Origin of the sequence: Bacillus cereus group sp. MG4 (assembly GCF_040460055.1) — a bacterium.
Classification (GTDB): Bacteria; Bacillota; Bacilli; order Bacillales; family Bacillaceae_G; genus Bacillus_A; species Bacillus_A wiedmannii.
Genome location: NZ_JARVGZ010000001.1, coordinates 4,278,594 through 4,290,912, shown reverse-complemented (window position 1 = coordinate 4,290,912; position 12,319 = coordinate 4,278,594). Strand labels below are relative to the sequence as shown.

The window sequence follows — 12,319 nt, the reverse complement described above, 5'->3', positions numbered from 1 at the left end:
TATTAAACATACAAATAGTATATTTATTCGATTTAATGCATTATTTTTTAATATTTTCAAAATTCCCTATTGCTTTCTAGTCATCAGACCTTTAAAATAGTAACAGTTACTCGACAAATTATTTGAATTTTCGACAAAAACACTCATTAGGAGGATTTTCTTTATATGCGTACAACTTTAAAACCAGCGCAAATACTTTCGATTAGTTTATTACTATTCGCAGTTTTCTTCGGTGCTGGTAATATGATTTTCCCGCCCCTTCTCGGTCTTTCTTCCGGAGAAAATATGTGGATTTCCATTACAGGGTTCATTATCACAGACGTCGGTTTATCTTTACTAGCTATCGTCGCTGTTGCCCTTGCTGGTGGTAGTTTCAACACTTTAGCAAGCCGTGTTCATCCAAAGTTCGCAGCAATATTCGCTATCATTATTTATCTTTCAATCGGCCCACTATTTGTTATTCCACGAACTGGATCTGTATCTTACGAAATTGGGATTGCACCACTTTTCCCGGACCAATGGTACTCTATGTTAGTCTTTAGTGCGATTTTCTTTACAGTCGTCTACTTCTTATCATTAAATCCATCAAAATTAGTAGATCACATTGGAAAAATATTAACGCCAATTTTACTAGCAATTATTGCAATTATGGCAACAAAAGCGATTCTTTCACCAGGAACGTTTGCAGAACCTGTTGGTGACTATAAAGAAATTCCATTTTTCAAAGGATTTCTTGAAGGATTTTTAACGTTAGATGCAATTGGAGCACTTGTATTATCAACGATTGTTGTAAATGCAATTCGCCAAAACGGTATACAAGAGAAAAAATCGATTGCAAAATATACAATTATTTGCGGAAGCATTGCAGCCCTATTCTTAACAATTGTTTATTTCTTACTCGGTTATATCGGTGCTTCAAACGGAAACTTAGGACAATTCGAAAACGGTGGTCAGCTATTAGCTACTGTTATGTATCAATTCTTTGGGACAAGCGGTAATATTTTATTAAGTATCGCCATTATCTTCGCTTGTTTAACGACAGCAATCGGCGTTGTAAGTGCATTCGCCAACTATTTCGCAACAGTATTAACAAACGTTTCCTACAAAAAGCTCGTACTATACGTTTGTATCTTTAGCTTCGTTATTTCAAACTTAGGATTAAGTTTATTAATCGAAATTACATTACCTGTGTTAATTATTTTATATCCAATTACAATCATTTTAATTTTCGTATCATTTATTGATAAATATACGAAACGTAAACCTTCTGTCTACATCGGAGCAATGATCGCAGCATTCCTTATTAGCTGTATTCATGCACTTGATAATGTGGGAATGATACCAAGCTTTATTGCTAATATCGTACACACCATTCCTTTTTATAACTTAGGAATTGGCTGGATTGTTCCAGCAATAATCGGCGGTATAATCGGATACTTTATTCCGCAAACAGAAGCTGAAGGTGAAGTTTCTACAAAATAAAGAAAAGAAGCAAGCATGAAATCCGTGCTTGCTTCTTTTTCTCTTCACATCGTATGTTTAAACGTAAACAGCTCTTCTTTTGACTGCACAGCAGATTGTTCCTCTTCTACAACATCCTTCTTTAACTCTCCTCCTAACCTTACTTTCATCATCGCCTCTTCGATACTTTTTACAATCATATTTCCTGAAAAAATAGTAAGTCCAAAAAATGTAATTGGAGCGAGCGGAATCCACGGATTCACTGTTAATGATCTAAAATAGACTCCAATTAAGCCTGACCATTCATGTGTGTATGATTCTATTTCTTCTATCGGTCCTAAAAACTGAACTGTTCCACCAAAGAATATTTCCAGCAACCCTAAGTGCAGTAAAATAGTAAGAGTTTGCGTAAACTGCTGAAAAAACACAAGTATAAACGTCATATAAAGATGCGGAAAAATATGTTTTATAACAATATGCCTTCTCGATCCACCTAATATTCGCGCGGCATCAACAAATTCTTCGGTTCGCAATTTACGAACTTCCTTCGCAACATACAGTGCAATAACTGGCATCACAAGCATTACAAGTAATAAAACTTGAAACGAAGCCCTTTCAAAAAAGGTTGTTGTTTCCTCTCCACTCCCAAATGCATTTGCAGATTGAAGAAAAAAATACGCAATCATAACTGTTGGAATAACTGTAAAACTATCAAAAAAAGCCTCAATCTTCGAAAAGCCTCTTTTTATATACGTTCCGAGCACAACACCGAAAAACACACCTATTACCATTCTAAGTCCCGCAATTAAAATAGATATACCAATCGTCCACTTCGCGCCCTCAATGACTAAATGTAACAGGTCATATCCTTTCCGGTCTGTCCCAAGTAAAAATTGTAATGAAGGTGAAAACGGTGGCACTTGTGGATTTTCATCCGCATCATATTGCAATGTAACTTGTCTAATATGCCCATCATTCCATAACGTATTTCCAATGCTCAAAAGAACTAATAGGAGAAGAAACCCAATGCTTATCCAAAATCTTTTATCACGTTTTATATACGTCCACATATTATAGCCTCTCCTTCATCGCAGCTGGAATGAGATAATGAAACAATTTAAACAAAATAAAAATCGGAATATAAATAAGTAGCACACTAACGATGAAAACCTCAATCCTAATACCTTCATACGATTTCAAAAACATAAAAATACCACCCGTATTAAAAATCCATTCTATAATATATAAATTAGATAACATAAAAAAGATATTCGTTTTCGCAAAGAATAATGTACTAAGCAACACATTTCTTAAAATATGACGATTTAAAATATGAAAACGATCCAGCCCTTTCGCCTTAGCAAATAGTACATAATCTTTTTCTAGTTCATTTTCAAAACGAAGCACTACCATTTTTACAAACATAATCGTAGTCGGGATGCTCAAACACAATATTGGCAACCCCCTAATCGACTCGCCTCCAATTGAAGCAATTTGAAAAGGTAAAAAACCTGTTCTTTTAAAAAACCATACAACTAAAATTTGTGATACTAAAATAAGAAGAATATCTGGAATGGATTCTAGGAAGATAAGAAATGATTTAATTCGATGTTGTATACGAGGTGAACTACTCATAATCACATAAACAATACAAAATGCTACAAATAATGAAATGAAAAAAGCAGCTAAAAATATAACAATTGTTTCTTTATAATGGACAAACAACTGCGGAAATAAAAATTTATCTCCCACATATTTAAAATTGGAGATGTCCATTAAATTCACAAACACTTCTTGTAAACTCTTTATGTACTGTGATGCATGCAGCTCAAATCCGTAAAATAACTTTGGCAGTGCCCCTAAACAAATAATACCCAAAATCGAAATAATAAATTGAACCGTCACTTCCATCCCATTCAGAAAAACTTTTTTGACCACGTTTTCCCTTCTCTCTTTATATAATTTACCCCTTAATTTTATTCCCAATTTTCTGAATTGTAAATATTCAAACAAAAAAATCACTAAGTTATGATCCTAGTGATTCTTTATGCGCATGCCCTTCTCTTTTCGCAAACGGCATATACAAAATAAAACATCCAATAAGCGCAGCTATTTCTAATGAAATAATATAGTAAGGGTGTGGCCCTAACATATCGAGTAATGAAGCAGTTTCTGGCTTACGAGCTAAAAACATATAATTGCCACCCGTTTTGTAATTCACAAACGAAACAATTGGAATCAATATGTTTAAAAATATCATCGTGCGTTTAATAGATTGTAATGTTGGACGATATCCTTCCACCCAAGTCATAAAGAGTGGTGCCCAAATGAGCAATATATGTGCGATAAAATATTCAATGAAACGAAAATGCGGAAAAGCATACTGCAAGTTTGGCGTTAACATAGCTTGTGAGGCACCAATAATTCCCGTAAAAAATACAATCTCATATATGCGGTAACTTTTCGTTACAATCATAATCGATGCTAACAATAAACTAATCGTACATAATTCAAATGGTAATGAAGTGCCTAGCTCAAAAATCCCCGCTTTCCATTCCCACATATGAAGTCCAATTTCACTTCCTATAAATAGAAATGCAATCGCATATCGAACCGTTATATTCCACTCACTTTGCCGTAATACATCTTGGTATTGATATAGAAAAAATATCCCCACCAACATAATAAATAATATAAGGACGTGTTGCCTTGAGTATGGAATAAATGGTTTTAATGGATGCGCACTAAAATAAGCTTCCATCTTCCCTCCTCCTCTCCTTCATACAATATTATTGTAAGAAAGAAACGGCGAGTCAATTCATTTGCTTACAATAGGACAAGCTCTACCTTACATTTACATATTCATACCTTACAAAACTGTAAGGTTATTGTAAGCTAAAACGATTTGTCAGATTCTTCACCTCTTCTATACTTAATGTAGATACTAAAACGAACGAAAAGGTGATAAATAGATGAAGAAGAAAAATAAAGTGTTAATTACTAGTGTAGTAGCAATCGGTATTGCAGCTGGATCATATTTTGCATTTGCTGGCGGCGGTTCAGAAGTAGCAATGGCATATAGCGGATATAAAGTAACAGAAAAACAAATTGAAAACGCGCAAAAATTTGGCGGTGAAGTCATTCCAAACGGCATCGAAACAATTTCATTTGATCCAACAAAAGGTATGTATGAATTAGCTGTAAAAAAAGGTGATGAAGTAAAAAAAGGTCAACTCCTTTTTAAATATAATGACCCTACTGCGAAACAAGGTGTAACAGAAGCAGAAATGCAAAAGAAAATCGCACAAAAAGAAGTAACATTGTTCCAAAAGCAAATTGATGCAGCGAAACAAAAATTACAAAAAGATAAAAATGCAGGCCTTCCCGCTGAAGCATTAAAAGCATCGGAAGTCGAAGTGCAACAATTAGAATCGCAACTTGAAATGAAAAAGTTTGAAGTTGAAAAATCTGATGAAATGATTAAAGCAGCAAAAGAGAAAGTAAACACACTTTCTGTAACAAGTCCTGCTGATGGCGTAATTGATGATATCGTGAAAACTGCTGATGAAAAAACAGGTATGAGCGGCATTACACTTCGCCACGCTGGGCCATTTAAAGTAAAAGGTCAACTTTCTGAATATGAGCTTGCTAGTATGAAAGTCGGGCAAGAAGTAACTGTTTCCTCAAAAACTGTCGCTGGTAAGACTTGGACAGGAAAAGTAACAGAAATCGGTTCTACACCATTAAAGAGCATGGATGAAAACAAAACAGTTTCTAACTATCAATTCACTGTCACATTAGATAATAGTGAAGAATTACAAAACGGCTTCCACGTTTACGTAACAAGTAAATCTGGCGAAGCAACTGGTACGATTGTTCCGAAAAGCAGCATCGTGAAAAAAGGTGACAAAAATATTGTCTTCGTTGTAAAAGACGGTAAAGCGAAAGAACAAGCGGTTACTGTTGAATTCGAAACAGATAGCGAAGCGAAAGTTTCTGGAGTGAAAAAAGGAGAGCAAATTATCTCTAAACCTGAAAAAGACTTAAAAGATGGTATGGAGGTTGTCGTTGAATGATTAACTTAAAAGGCATCACGAAATCATTCCAAAATGGTGCAGAATCCGTTCAAATATTACACGGCATTGACTTAACACTGAACCAGGGAGAATTCACTTCTATTATGGGACCATCTGGTTCTGGTAAATCAACATTAATGAACATTATCGGGTGCTTAGATAAGCCAACGACAGGTGCGTATGAACTAGCTGGTCAAAATATTTCAAACATGTCTGAGACAGAACTTGCACGCGTTCGTAATAAAGAGATTGGGTTCGTATTCCAAAACTTCATGTTATTACCGAGACTCACAGCACTTCAAAATGTAGAGCTACCTCTTATTTACGCTGGAGTTGATAAAAAAGAAAGACGTGAGCGCTCATTAGCTGCTTTAACAAAAGTCGGTTTAGCTGATCGCGCTACTCACCTACCGAACGAATTATCAGGTGGTCAAAAGCAGCGTGTCGCAGTCGCACGTGCAATCGTAAATAATCCAAAGTTCATTTTAGCCGATGAACCGACGGGGGCACTTGATACGAAAACAAGTACACAAATTATGGACCTCTTTTATGAATTAAACAAACAAGGCTCAACAATCATTATGATTACACACGATCGTGAAATTGGGGAAGCCGCAGCACGTCAAATTGTAATTCGTGACGGAAATATCGTCCAAGATTGGAGAGGTTAATTGTGAACACGAGTGAAAATATACGCATGGCCCTTTCCTCTATCTTTGCCCACAAAATGCGTTCTATCTTAACGATGCTAGGAATTATTATCGGTATTAGTGCCATTATTACTATCATTTCAATGGGTGATGGTACAAATGCAAAGTTTAAAGAAGAATTAGGCCAAGGAAAAGATAATGAAGTAACGATTTACTACAACAATCCTGATTATGGAACAGATAGTGCCAAAATCACACCCGATATGCTAAACCGTCTTCAAACCGTACCAGGCGTTAAAGATGTGTATCCAGATGTAAGTATGAAAGTAAAAGCATCTGCTGGTTCAAAAGATGTAAATCTTGATTTAAAAGGTGGAACAGGCGCCTTTATGACAGATTCGAAAATAAAATTAGTTCACGGTCGTGAATTAAACGACAGCGAATTAAACCAAGCAATCCCTGCTGTTATATTAAATGAAGAAGCTTTCAACAAATTATTTAATGGTTGGGAATCAAATCAATACACAGATATAAAAGGAAAGCCGTATAAAATAGTCGGTGTATACGAAACGAAAAACGAATTTGGAATGGCTATGCCTGAAGGTTACACATCACTTGAAAACGCGCCTGTCATTTCAGGAGTAAATGAGTATGACTCTGTAAGATTAACGATGACCTCTCCGACAGAACGTAAAAGTGTAGAAAAACAAGCCGTTTCTGTTTTAAACGAAATGAAAGCTCCGAAATTTGAGCACAAATTCGAAGCACAAGACTTAGGTGAATTTACGAAGCAATTAGACGAATCCATTGGTATGATGAAAATGGTATTCGGTGGTATTGCCGCTATCTCATTACTTGTTGGTGGTATCGGCGTAATGAACATCATGCTTGTATCTGTAACAGAACGTACACGTGAGATTGGTATTCGTAAAGCACTTGGTGCAACACGTGGTAAAGTATTAACACAATTCTTAATTGAATCTTGTATTTTAACAGGACTCGGTGGTTTCATCGGATTCATGCTCGGTATCTTCTTCGCTTGGATCGTCTCAATCTTTGCTGGATGGCCACTCGTTGTCTCAAAAGAACTTGGACTTCTTGCAGTAGGTATCTCCATGTTAATCGGTATTATATTCGGTTTACTTCCAGCTAACAAAGCTGCAAAACTGGATCCAATTGAATGTTTACGATATGAATAAACAAAAGCGTAGGAGTTTACACTCCTACGCTTTTTATTTATCTATTAAATCGTGTTTCTTCTATTATATATGTTTCATGCTATACATACCTTTAACTATTTCAACCTACTAAAGCTATTATAGAATCCTATTATTGCAAAAATACTATGTGACAGACCAAAATCAAGGCGTAATTTTTTCCATACCTCGACTTATTTTGTAACAATTATAGCGATATTTTATTAAATTTCACCTCATTTCTATTTCTCCACAACTGAAATAGTTATTTTTGCATAACTACTTTTCTGTTCCGACAGCAAAATACGCTATTTTTGTAACACTTAAGAAACAATTACGTAATATAACCGAAACATTATTAACCCATTAGAAATTGAAATACTCCTCTTTTTATGTATCATATGCTCTAACATCCCCTAAAAACTATATGAAAGCGCTTTTAGGATATTACTGGAATTATTACAGAATATTAACGCCCCGTTACGAAAGCTTTGTAATTCTATGTTTTTCGCAAATAAGAAAATAATGGTTGCTATAATGAGGTCAACGAAAACAAATGCAATGGAGGCTATTATGAAAAAATTTATGGGTATAGCAACAGCAGCGGTTTTTGGTCTTGGGATTTTCACAACATCTGCTAAAGCAGAAACAATCGTAACGACTGATGTACTAAATGTACGAGAAAACCCAACTACTGAATCAAAAGTTGTAGGAAAATTATTAGATGGATATAAAGTAAATGTTTTACATACAGAAAACGGATGGTCAAAAGTGAAATTGAATAGCGGTAAAGAAGCTTTCATTAGCGCTGACTATACAAAAGACACTTACTACGTAACAGCTAACGTATTAAACGTACGTGCTGGTGCAAACACAGACTCAGAAATTCTTGGTAAATTGAAACAAGATGATGTAATTGAAACAACACACCAAGTTGAAAATGATTGGATCCAATTTGAATATAACGGAAAAACAGCTTATGTTCATGTTCCTTACTTAACAGGTAAAGCTCCAGTTAAAGTTCAGCCAGCAGTTAAAGTTGAAAAAACAACTAAAGTTCAAGATACAGCTAAAGTTCGTGAAGCAGTTAAAGCCGGTGAGGTAGCTGAAACTCAAGCAAAAGCTAAAGCACAAGAAGCAACTAAAGCTCGTGAAGCAGCTGAGGCTCAAGCAGAAGCTAAAGCACAAGAAGCGGCTAAAGCTCGTGAAGCAGCTAAAGCTCGTGAAGCAGCTAAAGCTCAGGCAGAAGCTAAAGCTCAGGCAGAAGCTGAGGCTCAAGCAGAAGCTAAGGCCGGGGAAGCAGCTAAAGCTCGTGAAGCAGCTAAAGCCGAGGCAGCAGCTGAAGCTCAAGCAGCGGCTAAAGCTCAAGAAGCAGCTAAAGCTCGTGAAGCAGCTAAAGCCGAGGCAGCAGCTGAAGCTCAAGCAGCGGCTAAAGCTCAAGAGGCAGCTAAAGCTCAAGAGGCAGCTAAAGCTCGTGAAGCGGCTAAAGCTCAAAAACCAGCTACACAACAACCTGTTGCAAAAGAAACTGAAACAAGTGCACCATCATCTTCTCGTGAGTTACGTGTTGTAGCAACAGCTTACACAGCAGATCCACTTGAAAATGGTTATAAAGCAGGCGACCAAGTAAAATCAGCTTTAGGTCACAACTTAACAGCTAACCCAAACATGAAACTAATCGCAGTTGATCCAAGTGTCATTCCATTAGGTTCAAAAGTATGGGTTGAAGGTTACGGAGTAGCAATCGCTGGTGATACTGGTGGAGCTATTAAAGGAAATAAAATCGACGTTTTAATGCCAGACAAAGGTACATCAAGTAACTGGGGACGTAAAACAGTTACAGTTAAAGTATTAAACTAATTCGTATAAAAAAAGTCAGTCTCATCGTTGAGGCTGGCTCTTTTTTATGTTTCTTACATGCTTGCTTCTCTCCCGTCTAAATTAAATCTATCCTTTTGAATTCTATCTACATTAAATATACCTTTCAATTCATAAAGTGATAGACTAATTTCTCTAATATTTGCTATAACTACAATCAACTTCCCCTTAATGATCTTAAAGTTTCTTCTCTCTTATAACTTCTAAATTTTAATCTGCAACGATAGATCCTTTTCCGACAATGGAATAGATATAGTCCACCCTCTCTTAATTCCTCGTAAGCACGTTTTATCTTTATAAAACTAATTTGTAAATTCTTTACGAGATTACGCATGCAATGAATTCCTTTCCCCGCCTATAAGTTCTCCTGCTAAAATAGATACTTTAATTTGATTGGTAATTTGTTCATAAATCAACACCTTTGAACTGTTAGAAATAATTATTTTCATACCACTCACTCTTCTTCACTTTTTTAAAAGTTTATATGAAATAATGTCATGTACTGCTAGTATGAACATAGCAATAACGTGAATTGTCATAAGCATATTAAAAAATGGGTAAGAATAAGGGGCAATCCATTCATTAAAGAACTTTGATTCCAAAACCCAACTACCTATCCTAGGAATTAAGTCCCCACTATCGTTCATCTTTGGCTCCAGGGAAGTACCATCAACAGCTATAAATATCAATTGAACACTTAAAAATATACCAATTGTGATTATCCAGCGTCTAGCTAAATTAATATTATGAGTTTTTTTTGTGCCTCCCATTTAAACATGTCTCCTCTCATGCTTCATCATTTTGAGTATTTACAAACTTTAAACTTTCTTATAGTAGAAGTACAGTGGTTATTATCCTTGGATTCCATAAGCATATAACAAACTGTAAAATACCCTTAATTGACCAAAAGACCTAACAACCCCATATTTTACGATAAATGAAAGCATCTATATAAAAGTTGGGTTCAAACTATTAATTATTCAGCTGTACCTTCAGTAGGTTGCCCATTTTTTATTCTAAAGAGGAAAAAGGTTATTTTTGGAATGATTTAATCTTTCATACTTCGTGCCAATACGCATGACTTCAATTTTATCATTCGTGACCTCATCCTTTTGTAGATTTAATATACGGTATTAAACAATTTTATTTTTACTGCATACCAACTTCATTAACCTATTTATTAATTTTATATTTTCTAGTTACTTTAGACAGAAAAAACACCCCTGTAGATAATCTTATTCAACGGGGTGAAATGGTTCAATTTTTTAAAGCGGTTAAACTTTGTTTCACAGTCACATCGAAAGTGTTAGAAATTGTTTGTTGGTCGACTAATTTTTGATATAACTGATTTGTTTTATATAGTTCATGATGCGGGCCATAACCAGATACTTTACCATCTTGTATAACAACGATGCAATCTGCGTCCATAACCGTTGAAAGACGATGTGCAATAATTATTGTAGTTCTATCTTTCATTAAATTATTTAAGGCTTCTTGAACAAGTGCCTCAGATTGAACATCCAAATGAGCAGTAGCTTCATCTAATAGTAGAATTTCTGGATCTCGTATAATAGCCCTAGCTATTGCAATTCTTTGTTTTTGCCCACCTGATAAACGAATCCCTCTTTCACCAACTTCCGTATCTAGGCCTTGAGGTAGTGATGAAACAAAAGAATCTAGATTGGACTTTTTTAGAGCATCAAAAATATTGAACTCACTTATATCCCTCTTTACTCCATATACTAAATTCCTCCTAATACTCCCCTCCATAATAGGTGAATCCTGACTAACATATGCAATTTTTTCTCTCCATTCATTGAGCTGATAGGAATATATGGACTTCCCATTGTGATGAATATCCCCATTTGCAACATTATAAAATCTTTCAAGTAAAGAAAATAAAGTCGTTTTTCCTGCTCCACTTCCGCCTACAATTGCCGTTTTTTGACATCCTTTAGCTATAAAGCTAACATTATTTAATATTTCTCTTTTATCACTATATGAAAACGCAACATTAGAAAATGTAATTCCAACTTCATTTTCTTTATTTGCATTATCCTTGTTTGTTATAATACCTCCTTCAAGTTCCTCCTCTAATAATGAATTAACACGTTCTGTTGCTCCCATTGCTCTTTGAGAGTGAGTAAAAAATTGAGCCATTGATGTTACTGGAGCCATAATCTGAAATAGGTAAAACACAATAGCTACTAGTTCTCCTGTTGACAAAGAACCCATTGCAACTTTATAGCCTCCATAACCAAATATACAAACCAATACCATAAGAATTGTTGTTGTAATAAGAGGGAGTACCATCGCCATTATCTTTCCAGATTTTAAACCATACCTATACAATCTTCTTGCACGTTTCCCACCTTGAGCTGCTTCTTCATTTTCAGCAACTGAAAGCTTTACTAAACGAATATCACTTAACACTCTACCAAGATCTCCTTGGAATGATGCAGTTTCATTTTGTAAATTTTTTGAAACACTATACATCCTTTTACCCAGTGGGCTTAAAACCAAAAATGCTAAGGGAAAAACAAGTAGAAAAATAAGCGCAATTGTCCAATCTATAAGAAAAAGAATGATCAAAGAACCTACAATAGTAATCAATCCAGTAAAAAATGGAATCAAGTGATCTACGAAAAAACTTTTCATTACATTAGTATCATTCGTAATTCTACTCATAATTTCACCTGAATTATTTGCATCATAAAATTTTACTGGAAACCTTACTATCCTGCTCCACAAATCTTCTCTTAGACGTACAATTATTTTTTCACCAATATACATCATCATATAAAGAGAAATACCAGAAAGTGAAACTTGTAAAATAAAAACAAGTATTAAGCCCAATATAATAAGCACATTAAATTCATTAACAACTAATATATCAATAAGTTCCTTAGAAATTAATGGAACCACAAGTGATAAACCAGTTTGAATTATTGATAGTATAAACGCTATGCTGAGTAGCCACTTAGAAGGTCTGTATCTATTTAAAATATCTATGAATTGCTTAACAGATAGTGTTTTCATATTTGAATTATCCTTTTCT

At 35.0% G+C, this 12,319-nt stretch carries 10 protein-coding genes and 1 pseudogene; 5 read left to right on the top strand and 6 right to left on the bottom strand.

The genetic code is table 11. The features are described 5' to 3' along the window. The first annotated feature begins 165 nt into the window (after positions 1 to 165). Positions 166 to 1,482: a branched-chain amino acid transport system II carrier protein BrnQ2 gene (gene brnQ2, locus QCI41_RS22455; protein WP_353836647.1), complete on the top strand. Its 1,317-nt coding sequence runs from the start codon at positions 166 to 168 to the stop codon at positions 1,480 to 1,482. A gap of 44 nt (positions 1,483 to 1,526) precedes the next feature. Here brnQ2 and QCI41_RS22450 read toward each other — a convergent pair whose 3' ends face one another. The 3 genes from QCI41_RS22450 to QCI41_RS22440 form a co-directional block, all read right to left on the bottom strand. Then, on the bottom strand, positions 1,527 to 2,531 hold the full coding sequence (locus QCI41_RS22450; protein WP_353836648.1) for an ABC transporter permease: 1,005 nt from the start codon (positions 2,529 to 2,531) through the stop codon (positions 1,527 to 1,529). Position 2,532: 1 nt separating this feature from the next. Further along, complete coding sequence (locus tag QCI41_RS22445) at positions 2,533 to 3,399, bottom strand: ABC transporter permease subunit (RefSeq protein ID WP_353836649.1); 867 nt, start codon at positions 3,397 to 3,399, stop codon at positions 2,533 to 2,535. An 88-nt stretch (positions 3,400 to 3,487) separates the two neighbouring features. Beyond that, a complete protein-coding gene (locus tag QCI41_RS22440; protein WP_353836650.1) occupies positions 3,488 to 4,222 on the bottom strand; it encodes a YwaF family protein in 735 nt (244 codons plus the stop codon). Positions 4,223 to 4,433: 211 nt separating this feature from the next. Between QCI41_RS22440 and QCI41_RS22435 the strand changes: the two genes are divergently transcribed. From QCI41_RS22435 to entC, 4 genes are all read left to right on the top strand, one after another. Continuing rightward, on the top strand, positions 4,434 to 5,537 hold the full coding sequence (locus tag QCI41_RS22435; protein ID WP_353836651.1) for an efflux RND transporter periplasmic adaptor subunit: 1,104 nt from the start codon (positions 4,434 to 4,436) through the stop codon (positions 5,535 to 5,537). Then, the gene (locus QCI41_RS22430; RefSeq protein ID WP_353836652.1) at positions 5,534 to 6,208 is read left to right on the top strand and encodes an ABC transporter ATP-binding protein; all 675 of its coding nucleotides are present in this window, start codon (positions 5,534 to 5,536) and stop codon (positions 6,206 to 6,208) included. Before QCI41_RS22435 ends, QCI41_RS22430 begins: the two co-directional genes overlap by 4 nt. Positions 6,209 to 6,234: 26 nt before the next feature. After that, complete coding sequence (locus QCI41_RS22425) at positions 6,235 to 7,386, top strand: ABC transporter permease (RefSeq protein WP_431072600.1); 1,152 nt, start codon at positions 6,235 to 6,237, stop codon at positions 7,384 to 7,386. A gap of 447 nt (positions 7,387 to 7,833) precedes the next feature. Beyond that, positions 7,834 to 9,243 (top strand): cell wall-binding protein EntC, encoded by a 1,410-nt coding sequence (gene entC / locus QCI41_RS22420; RefSeq protein WP_353838812.1) that lies wholly within the window; start codon positions 7,834 to 7,836, stop codon positions 9,241 to 9,243. Between the two features lie 53 nt (positions 9,244 to 9,296). Here the strand turns inward: entC and QCI41_RS22415 are convergent. The 3 genes and pseudogenes from QCI41_RS22415 to QCI41_RS22405 all read right to left on the bottom strand — a co-directional run bounded on the left by QCI41_RS22415 (position 9,297) and on the right by QCI41_RS22405 (position 12,300). Continuing rightward, positions 9,297 to 9,710: pseudogene (locus tag QCI41_RS22415) on the bottom strand (GntR family transcriptional regulator). Between the two features lie 15 nt (positions 9,711 to 9,725). After that, positions 9,726 to 10,031, bottom strand: coding sequence for a YfzA family protein (locus QCI41_RS22410; protein ID WP_101168344.1), 306 nt, complete (start codon positions 10,029 to 10,031; stop codon positions 9,726 to 9,728). A 487-nt stretch (positions 10,032 to 10,518) separates the two neighbouring features. Further along, positions 10,519 to 12,300, bottom strand: a complete 1,782-nt coding sequence (locus QCI41_RS22405; RefSeq protein ID WP_353836653.1) for an ABC transporter ATP-binding protein — start codon at positions 12,298 to 12,300, stop codon at positions 10,519 to 10,521. Positions 12,301 to 12,319: the final 19 nt, after the last annotated feature.

Bases quoted from the DNA above. Each gene is read 5' to 3' on its own strand.
- brnQ2 (WP_353836647.1), top strand. From the start codon at position 166: ATGCGTACAACTTTAAAACCAGCGCAAATACTTTCGATTAGTTTATTA.
- QCI41_RS22450 (WP_353836648.1), bottom strand. From the start codon at position 2,531: ATGTGGACGTATATAAAACGTGATAAAAGATTTTGGATAAGCATTGGG.
- QCI41_RS22440 (WP_353836650.1), bottom strand. From the start codon at position 4,222: ATGGAAGCTTATTTTAGTGCGCATCCATTAAAACCATTTATTCCATAC.
- QCI41_RS22435 (WP_353836651.1), top strand. From the start codon at position 4,434: ATGAAGAAGAAAAATAAAGTGTTAATTACTAGTGTAGTAGCAATCGGT.
- QCI41_RS22430 (WP_353836652.1), top strand. From the start codon at position 5,534: ATGATTAACTTAAAAGGCATCACGAAATCATTCCAAAATGGTGCAGAA.
- QCI41_RS22425 (WP_431072600.1), top strand. From the start codon at position 6,235: ATGGCCCTTTCCTCTATCTTTGCCCACAAAATGCGTTCTATCTTAACG.
- QCI41_RS22410 (WP_101168344.1), bottom strand. From the start codon at position 10,031: ATGGGAGGCACAAAAAAAACTCATAATATTAATTTAGCTAGACGCTGG.
- QCI41_RS22405 (WP_353836653.1), bottom strand. From the start codon at position 12,300: ATGAAAACACTATCTGTTAAGCAATTCATAGATATTTTAAATAGATAC.